This is a genomic window from Bifidobacterium sp. WK012_4_13 (assembly GCF_041080835.1).
Taxonomy (GTDB): domain Bacteria; phylum Actinomycetota; class Actinomycetes; order Actinomycetales; family Bifidobacteriaceae; genus Bombiscardovia; species Bombiscardovia fermentum.
On record NZ_CP129683.1, the window covers coordinates 1,112,661 to 1,136,202 of the forward strand.

14 protein-coding genes and 1 riboswitch are annotated in these 23,542 nt (G+C 54.5%); of the genes, 3 read left to right on the top strand and 11 right to left on the bottom strand.

The window, feature by feature from the left end; translation table 11 throughout:
• Nucleotides 1-35: 35 nt before the first annotated feature.
• The 3 genes from QN062_RS04550 to QN062_RS04560 all read right to left on the bottom strand — a co-directional run bounded on the left by QN062_RS04550 (nt 36) and on the right by QN062_RS04560 (nt 3,972).
• Nucleotides 36-1,706: an ABC transporter ATP-binding protein gene (locus tag QN062_RS04550; protein ID WP_369342403.1), complete on the bottom strand. Its 1,671-nt coding sequence runs from the start codon at nt 1,704-1,706 to the stop codon at nt 36-38.
• Nucleotides 1,707-1,708: 2 nt separating this feature from the next.
• Nucleotides 1,709-3,394, bottom strand: a complete 1,686-nt coding sequence (locus tag QN062_RS04555) for an ABC transporter ATP-binding protein (protein ID WP_369342404.1) — start codon at nt 3,392-3,394, stop codon at nt 1,709-1,711.
• An 89-nt stretch (nt 3,395-3,483) separates the two neighbouring features.
• Nucleotides 3,484-3,972: a hypothetical protein gene (locus QN062_RS04560; RefSeq protein WP_369342405.1), complete on the bottom strand. Its 489-nt coding sequence runs from the start codon at nt 3,970-3,972 to the stop codon at nt 3,484-3,486.
• A gap of 776 nt (nt 3,973-4,748) precedes the next feature.
• Here QN062_RS04560 and QN062_RS04565 point away from each other — a divergent pair.
• On the top strand, nt 4,749-8,492 hold the full coding sequence (locus tag QN062_RS04565; protein ID WP_369342406.1) for a glucodextranase DOMON-like domain-containing protein: 3,744 nt from the start codon (nt 4,749-4,751) through the stop codon (nt 8,490-8,492).
• Nucleotides 8,493-8,593: 101 nt separating this feature from the next.
• Here QN062_RS04565 and QN062_RS04570 read toward each other — a convergent pair whose 3' ends face one another.
• A complete protein-coding gene (locus QN062_RS04570; protein ID WP_369342407.1) occupies nt 8,594-9,832 on the bottom strand; it encodes a hypothetical protein in 1,239 nt (412 codons plus the stop codon).
• A gap of 209 nt (nt 9,833-10,041) precedes the next feature.
• Between QN062_RS04570 and QN062_RS04575 the strand changes: the two genes are divergently transcribed.
• On the top strand, nt 10,042-10,413 hold the full coding sequence (locus QN062_RS04575; RefSeq protein WP_369342408.1) for a nucleotide pyrophosphohydrolase: 372 nt from the start codon (nt 10,042-10,044) through the stop codon (nt 10,411-10,413).
• Between the two features lie 3 nt (nt 10,414-10,416).
• Here the strand turns inward: QN062_RS04575 and QN062_RS04580 are convergent, their stop codons facing one another.
• A complete protein-coding gene (locus QN062_RS04580) occupies nt 10,417-11,226 on the bottom strand; it encodes a TenA family protein (protein WP_369342409.1) in 810 nt (269 codons plus the stop codon).
• A 146-nt stretch (nt 11,227-11,372) separates the two neighbouring features.
• Nucleotides 11,373-11,463: riboswitch (TPP riboswitch) on the bottom strand.
• A 498-nt stretch (nt 11,464-11,961) separates the two neighbouring features.
• On the opposite strand from QN062_RS04580, the gene QN062_RS04585 reads away from it, so the two are divergent.
• Nucleotides 11,962-15,156, top strand: a complete 3,195-nt coding sequence (locus QN062_RS04585) for a glucodextranase DOMON-like domain-containing protein (protein ID WP_404984788.1) — start codon at nt 11,962-11,964, stop codon at nt 15,154-15,156.
• Nucleotides 15,157-15,314: 158 nt separating this feature from the next.
• Here QN062_RS04585 and QN062_RS04590 read toward each other — a convergent pair whose 3' ends face one another.
• The 6 genes from QN062_RS04590 to QN062_RS04615 form a co-directional block, all read right to left on the bottom strand.
• A complete protein-coding gene (locus tag QN062_RS04590) occupies nt 15,315-16,070 on the bottom strand; it encodes a hypothetical protein (protein WP_369342411.1) in 756 nt (251 codons plus the stop codon).
• A 76-nt stretch (nt 16,071-16,146) separates the two neighbouring features.
• Entirely contained in the window at nt 16,147-16,842 is a 696-nt protein-coding gene (locus QN062_RS04595; protein WP_369342412.1) for a YesL family protein, read from the bottom strand.
• A 54-nt stretch (nt 16,843-16,896) separates the two neighbouring features.
• Entirely contained in the window at nt 16,897-19,410 is a 2,514-nt protein-coding gene (locus QN062_RS04600) for a TIM-barrel domain-containing protein (RefSeq protein ID WP_369342413.1), read from the bottom strand.
• A 236-nt stretch (nt 19,411-19,646) separates the two neighbouring features.
• Entirely contained in the window at nt 19,647-20,630 is a 984-nt protein-coding gene (locus QN062_RS04605; protein WP_394854685.1) for a carbohydrate ABC transporter permease, read from the bottom strand.
• A 13-nt stretch (nt 20,631-20,643) separates the two neighbouring features.
• On the bottom strand, nt 20,644-21,537 hold the full coding sequence (locus QN062_RS04610; RefSeq protein WP_369342546.1) for an ABC transporter permease: 894 nt from the start codon (nt 21,535-21,537) through the stop codon (nt 20,644-20,646).
• Nucleotides 21,538-21,633: 96 nt separating this feature from the next.
• Nucleotides 21,634-23,454 carry an alpha-glucosidase gene (locus QN062_RS04615; protein ID WP_369342414.1) on the bottom strand — a complete coding sequence of 607 codons (1,821 nt, stop codon included), beginning with the start codon at nt 23,452-23,454 and terminating at the stop codon, nt 21,634-21,636.
• Nucleotides 23,455-23,542: the final 88 nt, after the last annotated feature.

Here is a 23,542-nt window from a genome sequence, read left to right on the forward strand (position 1 = left end):
CACGAGCAGCGAATGGAGCAGGAACGTACTCGGCATCACTTCACGACGACGTTTCCTCTGTCAATCTCAAGGACATGCGATGCGGAACGAATGGCATTGTGCCTGTGCGCGATCATGACCACCGTCTTGTCCCTTGCATAGGCATGCAAGGTATCAAGGATCGCCTTCTCGTTCGTGTTGTCAAGCGCCGAGGTGATCTCGTCGAGAATCAGGATGGGCGAGTTCTTCAGCAAGGCACGGGCTATCGCCACTCTCTGGCGCTCCCCGCCAGAGAGCAAGGATCCGCGTTGCCCGACGGGGCTGTCCCATCCATGTGGAAGACGTTCGATGACATCATCGAGTCGCGCGGCATGAGCGGCCGCGACGATCTCGTCCCGTGTGGCATCTGGACGTCCGATCCGAATGTTCTCGATGATCGTCGTATCGAAAAGAAAGACGTTCTGGAAGACGAAGGAAATGCTTCGCATCACGTTTTCACTGCCTATGTCACGAACATCGATGCCGCCGATTGCGATCGATCCTTCATCGACATCCCAGAATCTGGCAATCAACTTGGCCAACGTGGATTTTCCAGCTCCAGAAGGCCCTATCAAGGCAGTGATGCCGCCTGGCTGAATGAGTGCATTGGCTCCTGAGAAGATAGGGGCATCCTTTCGATATCCGAAGCCCATGCCATCGATCCGTATGTCATATGACTCAGGCTTTGCAGATTGGTCTGGTTCCTTGAGCTCAGGCGCATCGAGGATCCGATGCACCGCATCGACCGCCTGGTTGTCGCGGTAGAGTTCATCCGAGTATTGGACCGCCAAGGTGAGCGGCTCCACGCAGCGAATCGCAAGAAGGCATAGGACCGCGAACACGGCAACATCAATCCCATGGAAGCATGCCGCCAAGGTTGCCGTTATCAAGGCACCGGCGAAGCAGAGCTGAGTCCCCATCTGGAAGAACATGCTTGGTCTTCCCTCAGCCTTAAGTCTGTCAATCCCCATTCTGGTGCTGTTGTCGACGGTGTCCCTCAGGTGGTCCCATCGCATGCCGGACTGTCCAGAGGAACGAAGCACAGGTTGCAGCGCGGCGTTCTCCAAAACGACTTCGGACAGTTCCAGATCGGCATCGCGCTCCAAGGGGTGGACGCGATGCAACACTTTCATCGACCAAAAGATGCACGCTCCCGCAAGCGGAACGACGATCAGCAGAAGGATTCCGACGATGGGCTGAATGAACAAGGCTGCGACAGCAACGGTAAGCGGCGTGACCATGCCTGATATCAATCCGGGCAATACGACTGGTCCCAGATGCGACAACGATTGCACATCATCGCTGATCGCTTCGGACACCCTTGCCGCACTCGTGGCATCAAACCATCCGAGTGCGATGCGAGTCACCTTGCTGCCTATTCTTTGGACGATGCGGTCGCATACTGCATAGACCGAGACTCTCGACGATTTGGTGAGACCAATGATGTGCGCTACGAAAGCAATGACAACGCATGCCGCAAACATGACTATCGCCCGTGGGTCAGCGGGCTCGCCTCCCAGCATGTGCCTCATTATGGGAATTGCCGATACGAATGCGATGCCCTGCGCGATCGCAGAGAGTCCATAGAGCAGTATCAGCGTGGAGACTCCGGTGCTGGTTCCCGCAGCCTGTTCAATGCCGTGCAAGAGATCGTGCCTTCGTGGCGTGCTCTTCATGTCATGCTGCATCGTTATTGCATCTCCTTCACGGTCTGTGCGTTCCACAACGACCGATATTCACCGTCTTGCGCCACAAGTGTCTGATGGGTCCCCTGCTGGGATATCCTTCCATCATGCAGGACGACGATCTTATCCGAGTGAGTGATGGTGGCAAGCCTATGAGCGACCGTCACCGTGGTACGTCCATGAGAGAATCGTTCGAAGGCGGCATCCAGGATTCCCTCGTTTTCTGCATCCAGGAATGCCGTTGGTTCATCCATGATGAGAATCGGGGCATCCTGGAGGAACACTCGTGCGATGGACAGGCGCTGACGTTCTCCGCCAGAGAGCTGCGCTTCCGCCGAGTTGACGATGGTGTCGTATCCGTGAGGCAGCGCCATGATGCATTCATGTATGTGAGCCATCTTTGCCGCTTCGATCACTTCGTCATCACTCGCGGTCGGACGGGCGAACCTGATGTTGTCACGTACCGAGACACTGGCCAGCATCATGTCCTGAAAGACGAATCCTATATGAGAGAGCAACTCCGCGCTGGAAATCGTCGTGACGTCTCTCGATCCAATGCGAATATGACCATCGTTGACCTCCCAGAATCTCGCGAGCAGTCGGGTGATTGTCGTCTTTCCGGAACCGGATGGCCCAACCAATGCAACGCTCGATCCTGCGGGAATGCGCATGCTCACATCGTGGAGCACTTCGTGACCATCGTCGTATCCGAAGCTTACATGATCGAAAGCGATGTCTGTCTGTGCATCTTCACGAGTGAATACCTTGGGATGGAGAGGTTCGCGAAGCTCGGGCTCATCGAGGAATGCACCGATTCGTCCAGCTGCTGCGAGACCCAGTTGAATGTTCTGTATCAGGCTCAGCGAACCAAAGAAGGTCTGAGGAACACCGAGACCGACAAAGAGGAAGAGCACGATGCCAAACATGGACGACCACTGCATGGTCTGCGAGAACCAGCACAGCAGCAGCATCGGTCCAAGAAGGATGCCAGGCATGACGAAGGTCGTGATGAAGGACATGGGTCTTGCAACAGCCACGGTGCCTTGATAGCTCGCTCGGGAGAATTCGCTCAGGCTGCGGTGGAAACGCTCCATGAAACCGCCAGTCATGCCATAGCTTTTCAGTTCGGCGATGCCCTCGGTCAATTCGACCGCATCGCCAGCCAACTGAGACTGAGCCTTGGCGTATTTTTCGCGAGCATCAGCATCAGTGCCCGATGCCAATATCCTTGCTATCGCAGCGACCAGGGCAAACAGCAGCGCATACCCCAAGGCAAGCTGCCAGCTCGCAACGAAAAGAATGACGATGCTAGCCGCGATTCCAGTGACAGCGCTCGAACCCTCAACCACGACGTGAGCGACGATCGTATGGATGGCGGCGGTGTCATCGACGATCAGATGTCGAAGCTCGCCGCTGTTTCGTGAGACGATGCTGCCCAGCGGCAGTCTCCCCATATGGTCGAGAATTCGACGACGAACGGACAGACGCAATCGTGCGTCGACGATATGCGCATAGCCCAGACTCCCCATGTATAGCAGTTGCCGCAACACCAGTGCAGCGACGATGCAGGAGACTGCGACCACGGTGAAATCGATATTCAACGAGGAGCGGAGCATCCGTTGTATGAAAATCGCGACCGTCACATACGGGACAAGTGCGATCAATGCGGAAACGACATTGATCAATCCCACGAGTGTCAGAGAGCCACGAACCGGATGTAGCAACGTGCCCAGTCTGTGTAATCCTCGATCCGATGGTTGCCGGGAATTATCCTTGCCGTTCATGCCTGAATCCAGATCGGTGTGGGGATTCGGTTTCGGCGAAGAAGAAGCTTCGCCATTGTTTCTCGCGCGCGAGAGTGCCATGTCAAATTGACTTTCCATAGTAATCGTTCATTGCCACATCCATACTTGAAAACCCCAACGCGAATGCGGCACATGAGTAATATCGTCCGAGCATCAATTTTATTGATACCAATTATCATTAATAACAACGCTACCCGTTCACGTTGACACACGCAATGGTCTGTCGGCATTGGATTGAAAAACCATAGAACGGTGCTTTGTCCATCATCGATCAGCCCCGGCTCGAAGGCGCCTTTGGCCTTCAACGAGCGGACCACTTGGCGCGCAGCATTCAATCCGTCGGCGTTCAGCAGCCCATCATGAATGCCGATCACACCTTTCGGATCAGGCAGGCGCAGAACGATCGGCGATGAGCGACGGTGGATGGACACGCTCGAGACGCTCGAGACGCCCGATTCGATCATCTGCAGATGGCGCCATCACTGGCAGAAGATCCGTGCTCGCTGCGTTCAGACGATTTGCCCTGATTTCGCAAGCATGGGCATATCGCATGCATTCGCATACGCCGCTGTCTCGGGGAATGCGATGGGCACCATCTGCGCAGGAATATGTCCGATTTTATGGCCAGTACCTCTCTCAGCATTGACTTGAGGTTCCATTCCACCATCCTCATACGAACACAAGGAGACCACGTCAATCATTCCATCGGACCATGTGCGTGCAAGCGAGTGACTTCGTCTTATCAGCGATCAACGATTCATTCACTCACAAAAGACTGCATTGCTCCAGGGGATCTGTCTCAGATTGACATGCTGCGCACCTATGGACTCCTCCGGCCAGGAACCAGGCGGAGATTCAGCAATGTGATTGACATGTGATTGACATGCAAGAAGGTGAGCATGTCAGGCGGAGCCAATCGGTCAAGTCTTCGACACATCCTCCACAGAGTCAATGATTGTCCCGATGTCAACACTTCGAAGCCCCGAGGAAGTTTGCATATGCCCAAGAAAACATATACGTTAACCTCTTGAAGGGAAACTTCTTCTACGCCGATTATCAATGATGAATCGGCAGAACTTATCTTATAGGGGACGATGGTGCCTCCTGACCGACATTGGCCAGCGACACTGTCGTATAGGCATAAGGAGCTGGAGTGCATCATACAAGAATGCTGCAGTCTCGAACGAGAACATTACTGGGGATGATCATGGGAACGGCAATGTGTGTTTCAGGTGGCGCAGTGGCTACATCAGCGGTAGGCGCTGACTCGGTGAGCGATACGGCACCATCACAATGGGAAATGTCCACGACAAACCCATTCAACGGGCAATATTATCCGACCTATACAGGAAACGGCTATTTTGCAGCGCGCGTACCCGCACAAGGTCAGGGTTTCAGCAGCGCCAATGTTCCAACATCGTTCCAAATACAAGGTTTCTACACCAGTCAGAGCGACACCAACCAGTGGCGTGTCGGCGGTCCTGCATGGACGGGATTGAATGTTGCCGACAGCTCAGGCTCATTCAACGATGCATTCAAATCATCGTGCGCATTCGGCGCATACTGCCAGTTGGAGGATGGGTTGCTCAGCGGTGGACTGTCGAGCGGGAACGATCATGGCGGCTATCAGGGCAGCGGCTTTGTGCAGGGATTCGGCAGCGGCTCAGCGAAGGCGACGCTCACCTTGAGCGGCGTGAGCGAAGCCGGCATATACGACCTTGTGGTGAGATATGCGGCAGGTGATCCAGGAGACGGCAGCTCGAATGCACGAACCGTTCTGGTTTCCGCAGGCGATGCACAGCACAGGCTCACTCTGGAACCTATCGAAGACGGCAGCTGGGATACGTGGAAAATTGCCACCATCGCCGTGTCCGTTCCAGCGACTGCAATTTCCGATGGAAAGGTTCAGCTCAGCATTGCCGGCGTTGGCAATGGCTCCGATCCTCAACAGGATAGCCGCGTCAACATCGATGCAGCTGCATTGGTCAAGGCAGGTGCTGCGCCCGAAGCCACGCCGAGTGGCTCAACGCCCGAAGAGCATAGGCTGAGCGATTACAAACAGACGCTGAATATGAAGACCGGTGCCATCACCACACATGCCAGATGGACATCCGTGTCAGGCAATGTCGCTGACGTGGCATACACGGTGCTGCCGAGCCGCGCCAACGACCAGCTGGGTCTGGTCAACGTGACAGTGACGCCAATCGTGTGGAAGCACGCCGACGAGCCGCTTGTCGTCACCGATTCGCTGGACACGCAGGCTGCCAGCAATGCGAGCTTCGACCGGTCATCTGACGCACAGGCCCATCGCATTGCCCTGACGACAACGCTTGACGGAACCGGTCAACGTGCAACGTATGTCTCCAAGCTTCAAGGTTCGGGCACATTGCAGCAGTCAGGGCTCGACGGCGACGGAGCCATCGAACAGACACTCAGTGCAAACGTTGAGACCGGCAAGAGCTACAGTTTCACCAAATTCGTAGGACTGGCAACCAATCAGGACACGAGTGAGAATACCGTTGCACAGACGACCGCCGCAGCGACTGCAGTGGCCGAGCAAGCAGCCTCGCAGGGATTGGACGCGGCCATAACGGCAAGCGATGCCGCATGGGCAGCCCTGTGGCAGGGTGACATTGAAATCACCGGAGACGACCAGCTGCAAAGTCAGGTCAGGGCGAGCAGGTTCTATCTGTTGGCCAGCGTCGGCGAGCGCGCATGGTCGCCGTCCCCTGCCGGTCTGTCTTCTGACAGCTATGCAGGGCACGTATTCTGGGATACCGAGACGTGGATGTGGCCGTCCATCGTCGCGCAGGATCCCAGCATCGCCAAGGCAATCCTGCAATACCGAGCCGACCGCCTAAGTTCGACCGATGGCGCCGCCTTCAACGCCTTGAACAATTATGAATGGGATGCAGCAACGAAAAGCTATGTGAAGAAAAGCTATGGCGATGGCTCGGCGCTGCGCTTCCCTTGGGAAGGCGGGCTCAATGGCAAGGAACAGACCAGCTCGTATTTCTTCGGCGGTCACGAAATCCACATTACAGCCGATGTCGCACTCGCCTTCTGGCAATACTATGAGGCAACGGGAGACGTCGCCTGGTTGAAGAGCACCGGCTACAAAGTCATTGCCGGAGCGGCCAACTTCTGGGTTGCGCGGTCATATAAGGGCACGGACGGCAAATATCACATCGATGATGTCACTCCCCCAGACGAGTGGTCCAGCAATGGCGAGACCGGACGTAACGATTCGGCATATACCAATGTCGCCGCGTCGAAAACCCTTGCCATCGCCACCCAGGCAGCTTCCATCGTTGGCAAGAATGCCAACGCCGCATGGCAGGAGCGAAGCGGGCACTTCGACATTCCTCAAGACACGCAGCGCAACATCACGAAGGAATATGCGAACTATGACGGCACGGGCATCAAGCAGGCCGATGCGGTGATGCTGAGCTATCCCTGGCAGAACGAACAGTCGGCGGAACGCACGGCGAACGATCTTGACTACTATTCGACGAAGGTCAACGAGGATGCGAGCCCGTCGATGACCGATGCCATTCACTCGATCGTTGCGGCCGAGCTTGGCCGATCCGATGAGGCGATGTGGTATACGCAGCGCAGCTCGACAGGCTTCATGCGAGGACCGTTCAACCAGTTCACCGAGGAACGCGGCGGCGGCAGCGCCTTCACCTTCCTCACCGGAGCCGGTGGGTTTCTGCAGGAGTTCTATTACGGATACACCGGACTTCGCTGGGGCACGAATGGCATAACGCTCAACCCCATTCTGCCAGGCAGCTTGAAGACCATCACCATCAAAGGCATGCATTATCAAGGCAGCACTTTTGATATCGCCATCACACCGCAACGCACCACGGTGAGTGTGACCGCAGGCAACGCTCTCAATGTCACGAATCGCGGAACTGCCGCGGTTGGCAAGCCATTGACCTTCGCCACACGCACGCCATCCGCACATGACGGGTATGGCACGCTGATCGGCTCGATTTCGACCCCTGCCGGTGGAGATAATGGCTCGGGAAGCTATGTGTATCCGACTGATTCGGTGTTCACCAAGAATTCCTTCGACCTCAACACCTTCAAGGTGTACAAGGATGGGAAGAACATCAGATTCGTGTCACAGGTAGACGGTCAGATCTTAAACCCGTGGGCGCTGGAGGGCATGAGTCTGCAACTCATGCACATCTATATCCGTACCGACGCACATGCCTCGACCAAGCCCACGAAAGCCGTTGCCGGCACGAACATCAACACTGACGGCGCGTGGCAATATGTCGCGATTGCCAATCCCCGAACGCAAACCGGCGCGATCGGCTCGACGGGACTCTTCGCTGCGGACGGCACGCGCATTGCGAACGCATCGCTCAGCGTTCGCGAGCAGAAGGACATCGTGCTCACGATTCCTGCGAGCGCCTTCAAGAACGTTGACCTGTCGAAGGCGGCGTTCCAGATCGATATGATGAGCGCTTCTGAAAGCACGGAAGGCGTCAACAACATTCGGCCGGTGGTCTCGTGCGACACGGCTGCCGATGCAGTCAAAGAATGGCGTTTCTGCGGTGGTCTGGGATCGGTCACGAACACGAGCCCCTATGACAGCGACACGACTGACCCGAATGTCATCAAGGCGATATTGCCGAAGAGCGTGAAGGCATCAGAGGTGTTGAAGCCAAAAGCTGGTGGTGCAGTGCTGCCGTTCGTCACCTTGGAAGCAGCTCACCAAGTGCAGCCAACGCCAACGCCCGACTCGTCGCCAAGCTCCGGTACAGCCGGCAACGCTGCAAGCAGTGGTGCCGGCACCGGAGCAGCCAACACGACAGCGAAGCCATCCGGCAACTCGCAGACACGCAGCAAGCCATCTGCATTGGCGAAAACCGGCCTGAACCTTGGGTCCATCAGCGCTGCGGTCATTGCCATGCTGGCCGCTGGAATCAGCGTGTTCGCCATCTCACGCATGCGGAAATCTCAGCGCTGATGTATTGATGCACCGCTGCGTTGAGAAGTGCCAGCGGGTGAACGTGTCAGCGGGTGAACGTGTCAGCACATCAGCGAAGCATTGGCCGATGTGCTGACATGTCATGCGATGGAGAAGGCTATTACCAACACCATACCGGCACATGCGGAGCTGACGACCATCAATGACTTGGTCAGCCGTGGCAACCTCAATACTGCAGTGATTGCTGCGGCAACTGCAAGACATGCGGACACTGGCACCCCCACCAGCGCAATCATTCTGATTATGTCCAGTGTCTGCTGGCTGGTGCAACTGTCAATCAGACCGCCGCTGGCGCTTGCGGAAAAAGCCGGACACAGCTTGATCATGGTGGTGTGCAACGTTGAATATTGCACACAGGACAGGAATGCAAGCAGCACGACGAAGAGCTGAGCAATCAGACCTTGGGGAATGCGGTCTTTCCACTTGGCATCTGCCGTTGGAACGGTGGCGTCTGTTGCAGCACCAGCACTTGTTGCAGCAATGTCACTTGCAATAGCACTGGCACCATTCACAGTCTCACTCGCGGCAAGCCAAACGTGGATACGCTGCAATGCAAACGTGGCCGCAGAACACATGATCGCCCCAAACAATCCTCCAGACACGGTGAATGAACCAACCAGGCTCACTTGCGTGAACAATACAGGCCCAAAACCGATCAGCAGAGCGGGAACGCAGGCGCTCACGATAGGGCCCATCAACGCCAACACCCGTAATGCCACAAACGCCATCAGCCACCACACCACGACCAACGCAGCCATGCCAAGCTCGCCCGAAATAATCACAAGAGCCGCGACGGCAACGCATGAGAGGACGATGCAGGCTGCATTGACCTTGTCGACATAGCGGAAATGGTCGCCGTGCCCATTCTCAACGTTCCCACGCTGATGCCAGCGCGACAATCGTTCAGCCGTGTGCGTGAACGCGATGGCGAACAGAACGGCACAGCACACGCAGCTCAAGGTCACCAACAGAAACCATGATGGCGCCGTGACGCACAGACCGTTCTCTCCCGTCTGTGCCGGTCGACTCCCAAGCGCAGGGCAATTCGGGTGCAACATCATACCGCCCCAAATATCAACATACAGCGGAGAAAACGACGTGCCCGCGCCGACAAGCGAAGAAATGGCGGCCATGAGACCCATGCCCACCACGGCCGCCTTGGCCTTAGTTGGCACCGAACCAAGCGCACTGGCTTCGTTGTATTGCACTCGTTTGCCATGTAAAGTCGTTGCTGCGGGATTGGTGGTCTGAGCTTCGTCCGGATGTACTGCCGATGGTGCCAATACCGATGGCTTGGATCTTGATGGTTTCATCGCCATGCATACCTTCTTCTCTCCACATGTCCGGCAGGGCAGCAACAGCCTAGTCTCTTGATCGCTTGACCACACCGATGCATCATGCCTTCTGCCATCTTATGCCGCTCCCGTAACTCTGCCTTGGCCAACGCACAATCACACTGCAAGACTCATTCCATCGTTCCAGCAGTTATAGCCAGCCGATACATGGTCTTCCCACTACAATCGAAGCCATGATAAGCGATGAAACGATTCAGGCCATTCGTGACTTCACGACGCAACGCGATTGGGATCAATACCACACCCCCGAAAATCTAGCGAAATCAATCTCGATCGAGGCCGCCGAGCTACTTGAATGTTTTCAATGGACAACCCATCGCGATCGGCATGAAGACGCTGTCAACGACACTCATGTGGCGGAAGAGCTGGCTGACGTGCTGACGTATTGCATCATGATGGCCGATCGCATGGGGTTCGATCTCGATGAGATCATCAATGCAAAGCTCGATATGACCAAGAAGAAGTATCCGGTGAACTCGGTTCGAGATAATTTCGAAGCATACCAAGCACTGCATCAATCGGCGCGGTCGCAGACAGAAAGCTGACACTCAGGCCATCGTGCTCGCCTGCAACGCTTGGTTTTCAAAATCGTTCCATGTGAGCTGGCGGCTGGCAGCATCCCAGAAATACCATTCGAACAGGCAGCTGCGGTGGAAGTTGTCGCGTGCGCGCTTGAGCTGGACTTCACTCGCAGACTCGGCCTCTCTGTCCATCACGGCAAAGAACCTTGCCGATATGCCGTCTGGCCCGGCCAAGGTTGGCTCCTGTACATCCACCACCCATTGATAGAAGCCATTGTCTGGTTTGACTTTACCGGTCGACGCTAGGTATCTGCCCAGTTCAACGTACATCCAGATTCCAGCTTGGAAGGGTGTCAGCATATCCAGAAGGTCACCGTCGCGAGTTTGCGACAGCAGATGTTCTCGGTAGAAACTTGTGACTGGTTGTATGGTCTGCTTGCGTTGCAGCGACCAATCGGCGTGCAAAGTTTTCGAGAGGCTTTCATATAGCTCATTCACAGTCTGTAAGTGCGATTGCAACTGGTCGGTGAACAGCCGCTGGTCCGCAATGCTCGCGCTCTTCGCGATCAGCTGCGTCTGCACATAGGTTTCCGCGTCCGTATAATGCAGATCCTGTTGAATGTAATAGTTCATCGCTTCCCTGGAAAGCCGGCCGTGAACCACATCCTGTATGAAACTGCACTGTTCGTTGGCTTGCAGCAATGGTTGCTCCTGCTGAATCAATGATTGCGAGAATGACATCGTTTCCCCTTTGCTTGCGGCATGTCGCCACAGTTTTGACGCAATCTGGCGTGAAGACAACTTGAAAGCAACCGCATGCCATTCCAAGATCGCCATGAACCGCACTCGAATCAACCCTCAATCGGTTTGCACTCGATTGGAAACCGACAGGAAAGCCTTGGGTAGGCGTTCGCTGATTCCAGACAAACAAAAAGTCCACTCTTCTCGCGATGAAAAGTGGACTTCAGCACGTTGACAACAACGTGATGCTGGAACGGTCTTCCTACGGCAGTGCTAACTGCGTCAGGTTCCATGGGTATATCTCAGCTTGTGCAAGCACCCCAGACCACAGACTATATGTAATTATCACGTTCATTGAAGGCTTGTGCACAGCAATTGTCAAATGAGACCCGTTTCCCGGCGCTTGCACGCGCATCTCGAGGATTGAGTCCGTGTACGATCGCGTCGTGAAAGTACTGTTTGGAATTCTGGTCACCAAGCAAGCAGTCTGACAATCAAGCAACTACGGTAATCCTTCTGCAAAATAAACCGTCATGTTTTCGTATATCATGATAGTTTTTGCGCAAGGATTTCATTGCGTTACACTATATATTAGGTCATTTCGCATCGTCGTGATATGGTCGAATTAGGTCATTTCGCTTCGTCGTGATATGGTCGAATTAGGTCATTTCGCTTCGTCGTGATATGGTCGAAACAGATTATGGGGATCAATATATTTGGAAGATAGAGGTTTTTATGTGCTTTCATGCGAAAACCACTCAAAGAAAAGCGAGCAGAATTCAGCATTATGCCACCGTTGGCGTTGCGCTCGGCGCTTCTTTGATCATGGCAATGGGTTTGGCAGCTCCCGCATCCGCAGCGACCGCCAGTTCGGAATCTCAACAGGCATCAACGACAGGGTCTGCAACCACACAGTCTGCAGCCACACAGACGACTGCATCGGACTCCGTCACCACTCCAGCAACGGCGAACGACGCCGACCTGCATACGTGGTGGCAGCAAAACGCCGAGAAAAACAGCACCGACAAGCTTGCCGATGGCGTGGTTCGTGAATCGCCATTCTATTCCACCAAGGTGGCGCTGTCTGAGAATAACGACGACAACACACAGCCACAGTATGATTCCTTTACCTACTTAAGCATTCCACGCAACGGCAATGGCAAGACCGACAACTCGGGCTACACCTATCCAGAGCAGGACGGCGCCGAGTTCTCGGCCAGTGCGAGGATGACCATGTCGTGGTCCTCCTTCGAATACAGCAAAGATACTGACGTGTATGTCAAACTCGATACGAATCAGCCCATCACCTCAGCGGATCAAGTGACGATTCGCCCGACGAGCGACAACTTCAAGAAGGAGCTCGTCGGCAACGACACCATCAAGATCACCGTTCCCTACAAGGATTCCGGCTACCGCTTCTCGGTCGAGTTCACCCCGCAGCTCATCACCGCATATAACGACAACTCTGGCGGTTCAGGCAATCTGACGACCGACTCCGCAAGCGGACAGGCGGTCGATACCGAACCACAGAATTCGATGATGATCTTCGCGCAGCCGATGGAAGCTAGCTCACAGACCAGTTCAGACATTCCCGACACCTCCGATGCAACCGTGCAGCAGATCACGCCAGGCGACATCAGCGACCTGGCCACCCATGTCGAGTCCACTGCCAACACGCTCTATTTCGGACCTGGCACCTATTGGATGGGCTCGAACTATCAGACTCAACTGCCGGCAAACATCACCTGGGTGTATCTCGCCCCCGGCGCCTATGTCAAAGGTTCCTTCCTCTTCAAGGCGACCGCAGCCCATATGAAAGTAACCGGATATGGCGTGCTCTCGGGCGAACAGTATATCTATGAGGCCGATGCCAACAACGGACTGAACCATATCAGCCCGAAAAGCTCCGACTGCAACGGATCATGTCTGAAGATGCTGCAGTTCGAGTCCACCGGTGCATCGCAGAGCCTCGACCTGCATGGTCTGACCGTCGCCAATCCGCCATTCAACTCATTCGTCATGTATGGCGAAGCGGATGGCCCGTTTGCGATGAACGTCAACAACTATCAGCAGGTCGGCGCTTGGTATTGGCAGACCGATGGTCTGGAGCTCTATCGGGGAACGACCATGAAGAACTCCTTCTTCCAGTCCAATGACGACACCATCAAGCTCTATCATTCCAACGTCACCGTGGATAACACCGTCATCTGGAAGGGCGAGAACGGTCCAGTGTTCCAATGGGGATGGAGTCCAAGAAACGTTGAGAACGTGAGTGTCTCAAACACCGACATCATTCACAATCGCATGTATTGGAACGATCAGAAGAGCAACACCTGCGTGTTCAATGAATCGCCCTCGTGGACCGACACCAGCGCCACGAATACCGCTGACTTGAGCGACACGGTTCAAAACTTCACCTTCACGAATACGAATGTGGAAGGCATGGTGAACTGTGCCATTCGCATGTATGCGGCACAGAACACGAAGAACATCAAGTTCGATGGATTGCACATCGATGCATGGAGCAAGATCGATCTCAGCGCGCAGGAAAACTTCTTCAAGGCGTTCACCGATTCGAACGGCAAGCAGGTCACGATCGGCAACCAGACCACCGATGGCGAGGGATTGCTCTTCCACAACTACACGGTCGGCGGCGTTGCAGTACTCAAGGCCAGCAACAACTGGGCATCCGATGAACTCGGTCGTTTGGATTTCGATGCCGATCTGTGGGACAACTGGGATGCCACAGCAGACACCCAGCCCACGGGAGAGGCTCCAAGTCTGAGTGTCACCGGACTGAGCGATGGCGAAACGGCTGAGAACAGAAGCATGCCAATCGTGGGCACCAGCAACGCCAAGACGGTCGAGATCTCGGTGAGCAACGGGACAGAAACCAAGGCAACGCTGGCCGATGGAAAATTTACCACATCGGTGAAGCTGCCCTCGGTGACCAACACCGTTCGCGTCACGGCCATTGCGGCCAACGGCGTGATGACCGTCAAGCGCTATACCATCTATGCCTTCGGCAGCATCAAGGGAAGCATGACAGACCCTGCAGGAGACGACAACGGCCCAGGCAGCTACGTCTATCCGAGCAGCAGCGCCTTCAACAAGGGAAGTTTCGACCTGCGTTCATTCGGCGTCTATGAGGACGGCGATACCGTGAACTTCGTCACCAGCGTCGAAGGCGGCATCACCAATCCTTGGGGTGGCAACGGCATGAGCACGCAGCGTCTGAACATCTATCTTGGCGATGCCACCACGTCTGCTTCCGCATCTGCCACCTCGTTCAAGACCGTCACATCGCACGCATCGCTCACATCGCTCACATCAAAGGCATCCTCGACGCCAGTCGTTGCCGAACTCCCAGGAACGAACAACTTCACGCTGGGTGCTTGGAAGAAAGCGATCGTCGTCGATGGTCGCTATGACGACGCGACATATGGCAGTGCCGTCTATAATCCAGATTCGACTGAGAAAGCGGGCACGGTGTCACTCAGCATCGTCAAAGGCAACACGATGGTTGCCTCGGTTCCTGCCAGCTCATTGAAAGGCATCGATCTGAGCAAGATCGGGTATCAGGTGTCGCTGTTCAGCGATGCCGAAGCTTCGGAAGGCATCGGAAACGTTCGCCCTGTCCTGAGCAAGGCCTGCTGGGATGGCACTGGGGCAACCTGCACGAGCGACGTGCATCAATATCGCTTTGGTGGCGGCCTCGGCGTTCCCAATGATTCCGATGCACATGACTCGGTCACCACAGACAGCAACGCCATCGACATCTTCTCAGGGGCAGAAAGCCAGGCCGCTCTGATGAGTCTGAAGAACACGAAGGTCGTACTGCCCTTCGTCACATTGCAGACCTCGGCTTCTGACAATTCGCATGCACCAGCTGCTTCCGGTTCGACGACTTCGACACCAGATGCAGCATTGGCGAAAACCGGCGTCAGCGTGGCCTCGATGCTTGCCATTGTGGTGCTGCTGCTGTGCGCAGGAGGCATCTCGTACAAGATCAGCCATAACAAGTGAGCCAGGCAGACGACTCCTGATTGCCTGAAACAATGCATATGCCCCCGGCATGACGTACAAGCCGGGGGCATATGCATGGCCATGACCATGCCTAAGAATCTGCTGAAAGACCACAGAAAGCCCTGGTCACAATCAACATGGAAAGCTTGACCCGCTCACTATCGGATGTCCAGGAAGGCGATAAAATGCCTGGCGTAGGTCTTGGTCTTTTCCACATTGCTGAAACCGATATAGATATTGTCAGGAAGACCGGCAGACTTCCACTTCCTTGCGTGCGACAGATCGAGACCGACGACCTTGGAAGCATCTGTGGTGTGCGCTCCCTTTGCATCGACCCAGGCACTGGCATACTTTTTCATGCCGGTCTTGCCAAGCACAGACTTGACGGATGACACCAGACCTCGCTTGTTGAGAGAGGCGAAGTTCGCCTTATTGCCGAACACGACATTGATCTGCCCCGCGCTTACCATTGCCAGGACTTTCGCGGAATCGTCGGATGAGGCATTCGTCAGGATGTCCATGTCTCCGGCAACGTCGACCAGACGCTTATCCTTCAACCCTTGCGAGGAGACAAACTCGTTGCGCAAGGTGTCGAATTGCCCGGAGTAATTCGACATGTCGAATCCCTGCACCGTCAATTCAGGGTCTGGCGCCTTGGTCACGTAGCTCACGATGAATGCAATGATGAGGGCAAGGGCTATGGCAATGGCGATGATCGCAGCAAGGAAATGCTCGACGAAGAAGCTCATGCGCTGCTTCAAGGGCAGTTCCTTCAACGTTTTCCACGAAGACTGCTTCGCATATCGGTTGTTCTTTGCCAGAGCCGCCACGGCATCCAACTGCTCAGGCGTGAGAGCAACGTTCGAATTCCTTGATAAGCGCTCGTTACGGGCTTGATCGTCATCTGCAGTCATGTGCATCTCCCTTATCAACCATCATCATCATCAGTCAGCGTCGACAATCGTCCATCGTAGTCGGATCAATGCGTCATCATTGCTGATCGTCGTCGTGTGCATGATGCCGCTTCTTCAAATCCTCCTCCAACGGCTCGATCTGATGGATGTCCATGCTCGGCAGCTTCCCCCAGGAATAGATGCACATCATCGTGGTGAAGATGGGAATCGAGATGCCGCATGCCATCATCAGACCTGGCCATTTGTAATAGGCAACGCCAACAAGGAGCGCAACCACGAGCACGAAGAAGGTGCACATCGGGCGCACAAGAAGCATCGTGAATGTGGTACGAATGATCCACCCGACGCGTTCGTTGAAATGCGAACGGATCGCCCAGCTTTCGAGAATAAACAGCATATAGATGATATTGATGAGCAGGAGAATTCCCGAAACGGCGAATCCCATGCGTCCAAGGTTATTATGCTGCACGAACCAATACTCCCAAAGCAATGCCGCCCAGATCAGGAATTGCACCCAGCCGAAGACGTTCGCCCCCACGAAATCTGATTTCCATTCCTGGAAGAATACCTTCCAGGTCTTGGAAATGGACCATGAACGGTCGTCAATCGACAGTATCCACCTGCGGTACGTCGAGTATGCTGCGGAAATCGATGGGAAGAATCCACCGATTACCAGGCCGAACAACGTATGAACGATGATCGCAATGTTCACCACCAGGATCATCAGAACGATACGCGCCAGATATTCATAGCCCAACGCAAATCTTCTCATACCACACTCTTTTCTGTTCCTGCCCGCTTCGCATCGGTGACCCTGGGACGCCGATCAGGAGCGAAACATGATCTCTTCGACTGCACTGATCACAGCATCCGATAGATGATACGTCTGCCGTTGCCCTTGCCTATCATGACCCACATATTCCATGGTCGCCAACGCCGGCAGGACCTTGATGCCATGCTCATGGAGCTCACGATATGCATTCTCCTTGAGTTCATAGGGGATCTGGGCATCCATGAAAAGCTTGAAGAGATCCTCTTCGAGTGGGTTGCCTGCAATCTCAATTCCTGCAGACGATGCTACCGTGATTGTCGAATCGCTCGATGTCGCTGGAATTTCAACGGTCAGGCTCAACGTCTGTGCGTCATAGCTGGCATGCGCTGCACGTTGACCGTTGACCGTGAGCTCGCTCGGCTGAACACCACGGAAGGTCACTTTCCAGCTGCGCTGTGCAGGAACGATGCCTTGCTCGCCCTGAACCTTGCCAATGGTCAACGTTCCCTGCGCGTGATCGAAGTGAATCGGCGTCTCTGCAACCTTCATCGCAGATGCATCACCATCTGCCGAATAGTGTCCGTCATCTTCGATCAACGTAAAGTCCCCATCTGCGCCAGGGAACACCAGGAGATCCATGGCAGCGGGGTTGTGCATATCGTTGGAGGACCGATCGCTCTGCATCGGTACGATGCCGCCGGCCTTTGCAAAGACCGGAATCTGATCTATGGTCCTCCACGCGAAGAAATTCATGCCATCGCTGGAATCGGTTGCATATGAACGACCGGTAAGGCAGTCGAACCACGTGCCCTGCGGAAGCCAGACCTTCGTCTTCGCCCGCATGACTTCGCGGTCGACGGGCTCTGTGATCGGGGCGACGATCAGTTCCGAACCAAAGGTATATTCGTTCCTCACATCGTATGCATGCCCGATTTCAGGATGCTCCCAATACATTGGCTCGATCAGTTCGATGCCATCCTGGGCATTATGCCAATTCATCGTGTAGAGATATGGAATCAAGGCCTGTCGCAATCTCAGCACGTCGATCATGGCGCTGCGCACTGGCTCATGGAAATTCCACGGTTCCTTGCCGTTGAACGGCGAATTGCTCGAATGCAGACGATTGATGGGACTGAATGCCCCCAGCTGATACCAGCGAGCCTCAAGCTCTTCGTCACGCAATCCTGAAAGATGCCCGCCAATGTCGTGGCTCCACCATCCAAAGCCGATATTCGATGCCGTTGCAGTGAAATATGGCTGGAATTTCAAGGAGTTCCAGCTCACCACGGTATCGCCTGAGAAACCTATCGGATAGCGGTGCGACCCCGGCCCCGCATAGCGCGAGAAGGTGAGTGGCCACCTGCCGTCACGCGCCGAGTCGAGATAGTGCAGGTGATTCAGCATCCACAGTGGGTCAAGACCGATCTGCTTGGTCACGCCACCCTGCTGCCAGTCGATCCACCAGAAATCGACGCCTTCCCTTTCCAGATCGTGATGCATGTCGAAATATGCATCGACGAATTTCGGATTCGTCAGATCGAATTCGACAGCCTCTCCGCTCTTGGGATCGATGCCGAGTGTTGTGGTCATTTTCTTATATGCGTCTTCGAAGGCCCGGACACCGTCTCTCGGGTGTACGTTCAGAGTCGTATGCAATCCGCGCTCGTGCAGCGCATGCAGGAAGCCTTGCGGATCTGGGAACAGCTCCTTGTTCCAGGTGTAACCGGTCCATCCGGATCCAAAGCGCGGCTCAACATCGGTGATGTGCCAATCCATGTCGATCACGGATGTCGTGAACGGGATGCCTTCGCTGCTGAATCGGTCCATCAGCGCAAGGTATTCGTCTGCGTCATAGCGGTAATAGCGGCTCCACCAGTTGCCCAGTGCGAAGCGCGGCAGCAGCGGCGTTGGGCCCGAAAGCTGATAGAAATCCTGAACAGCCTCGCGATAATGATGGCCATAGCCAAAGAAATAAAGGTCGAGTTCTGGTTCGGAACGCGTTTCGACACTGACATTGCCCTCTCCGACGCTCATGTCGGCATTGTCCTGTGAGTTGCCGCCACTCGGTTTCTTCACCAGAATGTTCGAGGCCGAATCATCGATGACAGCCCACCCATCGGTCGAATTCAGACCGATTTCAAGGTCAGTCGGACCGTCTGCTCCGTCAAGTGTACGCGCCGTGCCCATCAGATTCGCATGCTGGTCATCGCCATAATGCCAGGTGTCGCAAAAGCCGCTCATGCCCTTGGCCGTGATCTGCAACCCTTCCTTGGTGAAAGGCAGACGATCATAGCTCAGATGGATGGCAGGGGTGTCGATAATGAGTCTGCCATCCTGCTCATAGCGGCGCATATGAATGTCTTCGGGTTTCTTGAAGTCGCGGTTCAGCACCATCTGCGTGCAATGATCCTCGAAAACCCCTGTCTCCGACCACTCGACGCGAACCAAGGCATCGCTGAGCAGAGCGATGCGCCAGCGGTCTCCCTGCACCACGAATTCCGGTCGCATCAACGGATGAGCCCCACGTGGGAACACCTTGCGAGGATTATTGTGTGTTGCAGCAGTCATAGGAAGTGAATTCTCTTTCTGGTTTCGGTTAACCGATGGATCGAACTTGGTGGGGAATGCCCCTCATGGCATTTCCACATTGAAATGTAATACGACTCTCGTTTGGTGTGAATAATTGCGACACATATCAGCTCAATAAAAAATGGAAACTGTGTTTCATGCGATGAGACCCCAATCATACTCGGCATCACGAATGCCGATGAGCCACCGGAGAAGCACAGTTCCCATGCAAAGAATCAGCCCTTGACAGCGCCGATCATGACGCCCTTGTTGAAGTACTTCTGGAGGAACGGATACAGTACCAGCAACGGAAGGCTTGAGACGATGATGATGCCGAACTTGATCTGATCCGCAAAGTTCTGCGCCTGCGTAGCGGACATGCCGACATTGCCGGAACCCTGAGTGGTCTGGTTCGTGAGCAGAATCATCTGCAAGACGTTCTGCAATGGATACTTCCCCTCGTCTCGGATATAGATAAGACCTGTGAAGTAATCATTCCAATGACCAACGAAGAAGTAGAGACCTATGACGGCAAGGATCGCTCCTGACAATGGCAGCACGATCTTGAAGAAGAATCCAAAGTAGGACACGCCGTCGACCCGTGCGGAATCGCGCAACTCCTCAGGAATCGAAGTCTCGAAGAACGAACGGGCGATGATCATGTTGTAGACGCTGAAGGCGCCTGGAAGGATGAAGACCCACATGCTGTTGATCAGACCAAGCTGCTTCATCAGCAGGTAGCTTGGAATCAGTCCACCGCTGAAGAACATCGTGAAGGTGAAGAGAAACATGATGATGCGACGTGGCTTGAACTCTCTACGAGACAGAGCGTAGGCAGCGGGAATGGTGACGAGCAGATTCACCGCGGTGCCGACGATGCTGTAGAGGAGGGTATTGCGATAACCCATCCAGATTCGGGTATCCGTCAGAATCTTCGCATATCCGGTCAGACTCGTACCCTTTGGCCAGAAGGTCACGTCACCGATCGAAACTGCTGTTGGCGATGAGAACGATGCGATGATGATGAACCATAGCGGATAGATAATCGCGACGATCACAGCAATCACGATGATTGCAATGATCGAATCCACGATCCAATCAGAAACGGTCCTGTCCTGACGGCGATGGCGGTTCCACGCAATGATCTCACGCTTGTTGCTTGGATTGGCGACCGTCGTTGCCTGGGTAATCGGCTCATTGTTTTGCATTGAAGATGTCATTTTCGCTACCTTCCTAGAAGATGCTCGTATCGCTGGTGCGCTTGGCTATGAAGTTGGCCATGATCAGGAAGAAGAAGTTCACCAGAGAGTTGAATAGACCTATTGCAGTCGAATATGAGAACTGATTGTTCAACAGACCTATGCGGTAGGTATATGTTGAAATGACTTCAGAAGCGCCGATGTTCAAGGTGTTCTGCATCAGCCAGACCTTTTCGAATCCAACGCCGAGCACAGAACCCATGTTCAAGATCAACAGCACGCCAACGGTTGGCATGATCGTTGGAATATCAACGTAGCGGATAAGCTGAAGTCTGCCTGCACCATCGATGCGAGCAGCCTCATAGAGCGCGAGATCAACCGATGAAAGCGCGGCGAGATAGATGATGCAATTCCATCCCGCATGCTGCCAGACTTCAGAGATCCAGTAGATTGGAGTGAAGTCGTTCGGGTTGCCGAGAATGCTGGTGCGGCCAAGGAACCGGCCAAGCAGACCGGTTGACGGGGCGAGGAAGATCTGCAGGATCGAGACCATGACGACCGTGGAGATGAAGTGCGGCATGTAGGTGATGGTCTGTACGAAGCTCTTGACCTTTGGGCTGCCGATCTGGTTGATCAGCAGCGCAAGGATGATCGGGGCAATGAAGCCCATGACCAGCGTCCACATACTGATTCTGAAGGTGTTGGTGAGGATTTCAACGAACATTGGGTCACGGAAGAACTGTTCGAAGTACTGCATGCCCATCCATGTGCCGCCTGTCAGACCCTTCGTGAAGTCAAACTGACGGAATGCAAGCTGGACTCCGTACATCGGGACGTAGGCGAACAGCAGCACGAAGGCAATGGAAGGCAAGGTGAATGCCCAGAGCTGCCAATACAGATGGAAGTGCTCGACCAATCTTCTGTACATTGAAACGCGGTGCCGTGTCGGGGTCTTGGCCTGAGTCTTATTCTTTGCAGCGGGTTTGACGTTGCTCATGTTAGCATCCATGGATCCTCTCCTATCCTAGATTTGGTACACAAATGCGGACCATGGTGCTAATTGGCCCTCGTGCATGGTTTGACGTAGTTCATCAACATCTGAATTTGCAATGACAAGCCGCTCAGCTGCGAAATCGCCTCTGAGCAGACGAGCACTCTGGCTTGGAATCACGGCGTTATGCGATGAGACATTGATGATGCAGAGCAGAGTTCGATCTTCAAGCGAACGCGTGAAGGCATAGACCTGATCGTCGTCAATGTCCAACGGCGAGAAATCGCCGGCGGCTATCGCGTCATCGCCATGTCTGAGTTCGATAAGCCTGCGGTAGAAGTTGAAGACTGAATCCGGATCGGTTTTTTCAGCCTCCACATTGATATCGGAAGCATTTGGATTGACCGAAAGCCATGGCTTGGCTGATCCTTCCGGACTCGTGAATCCAGCGAAAGTGCTGCTGTCCCACTGCATCGGCGTACGAGCATTGTCTCTGCTGGCCTGCCCAAGCGACGCCATCATGGAATCGGCGTCCTGCAGCTTCGCCTCATCGACGCGCTGATGGAAGGCATTGATCGATTCAAGGTCCTGGTATTGATCGAGCTTGGTGAAGCCGGCATTGGTCATGCCGATTTCCTCGCCCTGATAGACATATGGAGTGCCACGATGCATATGCAGCAGCAGTCCAAGAGCCTTGGCTGACTTGACGCGCAACTGAGGCGTGGAGGTGTCTCCCCATCTGGACAGTGCACGAGGTTGATCGTGATTGTTGAAGTATAGGCTTGCCCAACCTTTGCTGTGGACTGCCTCCTGCTGCTCGATCATAGCCCGCTTGAGCCTTGGAAGTTCCAGCTTGGTCATGCCCCACTTCGAGCCATCCTGATCGACACCGACATGGTCGAAGAGGAAGATCATATCCAATTCCCTGTTGGCCGGATCGGTGATGGACTCGTTGCGCTTCGATGAAATGCCCTGGCCCTCGCCAACGGTGAGATACCCGGTTCTTCCCTCGAAGACTTCATGACGCATTTCCTTCAGGAATTCATCCAGTCGCGGACCGTCCATGCTGAACGGCCATGGGCTGGAATAGCCTTCCTCACCGACAGGAAGGTCTTGAATCGCACCATGGCTCTCTCCTGGTAGATGGCCTTCGTCATCGATGCGCTTGGATATCAAGGTAATGACATCCATGCGGAAACCGTCGATGCCCCGATCGAGCCACCAGTTCATCATGTCGTAGACAGCGTGGCGAACCTTGGGGTTCTCCCAGTTCAGATCAGGCTGTTTCTTCGAGAAGGTGTGGAGATAATATTCTCCACGCTCGGTGTCATATTTCCAGGCCGACCCACCGAAGCTACCGCCCCAGCGATTCGGTTCTGCACCAGGCGTGCCAGGTTCAAAGCCTTCACGTGCAGGTCTCCACCAATACCAGTCTGCATATGGTGAATTCTTGTCTCTGGAGGCTTGGAACCAGGCGTGTTCGTCAGAAGTGTGATTCACTACAAGGTCCATCACGATCTTGATGCCAAGCTCGTGGGCGCGTTCGATGAGCCTGTCCATATCCTCAAGCGTGCCGAACAGAGGATCGATATCGCGATAATCGGAAATGTCATACCCGTTGTCGTCCTGGGGGGAACGGTACACAGGGCTGAGCCATATCGCATCGATGCCAAGTTCTGCCAGATAATCCAAGCGAGAGATAATGCCTTGCAGATCTCCGTAACCGTCGCCGTTTCCATCTTGGAAGGATCGCGGATATATCTGATATACAACTGCATTGGCCCACCAGGGATTCATCGGAGCGCCATTGGTATGGATAGCATCAGGCACGTGATGACGTTGCCTTGTAGTCATAGTTTCACTTCATTCTCTGTAATATGCACGATTCACGCGAATTTGCGAATCGCCCGCGAACATGAAGCTGGGAGCGGCATCGGACCAC

What these genes read in the sequence shown, in the direction of transcription:
- QN062_RS04550 (WP_369342403.1), bottom strand. Translation starts at nt 1,706, where the DNA reads ATGCAGCATGACATGAAGAGCACGCCACGAAGGCACGATCTCTTGCAC.
- QN062_RS04560 (WP_369342405.1), bottom strand. Translation starts at nt 3,972, where the DNA reads ATGATCGAATCGGGCGTCTCGAGCGTCTCGAGCGTGTCCATCCACCGT.
- QN062_RS04570 (WP_369342407.1), bottom strand. Translation starts at nt 9,832, where the DNA reads ATGGCGATGAAACCATCAAGATCCAAGCCATCGGTATTGGCACCATCG.
- QN062_RS04575 (WP_369342408.1), top strand. Translation starts at nt 10,042, where the DNA reads ATGATAAGCGATGAAACGATTCAGGCCATTCGTGACTTCACGACGCAA.
- QN062_RS04580 (WP_369342409.1), bottom strand. Translation starts at nt 11,226, where the DNA reads ATGGCGATCTTGGAATGGCATGCGGTTGCTTTCAAGTTGTCTTCACGC.
- QN062_RS04585 (WP_404984788.1), top strand. Translation starts at nt 11,962, where the DNA reads ATGGGTTTGGCAGCTCCCGCATCCGCAGCGACCGCCAGTTCGGAATCT.
- QN062_RS04590 (WP_369342411.1), bottom strand. Translation starts at nt 16,070, where the DNA reads ATGACTGCAGATGACGATCAAGCCCGTAACGAGCGCTTATCAAGGAAT.
- QN062_RS04595 (WP_369342412.1), bottom strand. Translation starts at nt 16,842, where the DNA reads ATGAGAAGATTTGCGTTGGGCTATGAATATCTGGCGCGTATCGTTCTG.
- QN062_RS04600 (WP_369342413.1), bottom strand. Translation starts at nt 19,410, where the DNA reads ATGACTGCTGCAACACACAATAATCCTCGCAAGGTGTTCCCACGTGGG.
- QN062_RS04605 (WP_394854685.1), bottom strand. Translation starts at nt 20,630, where the DNA reads ATGACATCTTCAATGCAAAACAATGAGCCGATTACCCAGGCAACGACG.
- QN062_RS04610 (WP_369342546.1), bottom strand. Translation starts at nt 21,537, where the DNA reads ATGTACAGAAGATTGGTCGAGCACTTCCATCTGTATTGGCAGCTCTGG.
- QN062_RS04615 (WP_369342414.1), bottom strand. Translation starts at nt 23,454, where the DNA reads ATGACTACAAGGCAACGTCATCACGTGCCTGATGCTATCCATACCAAT.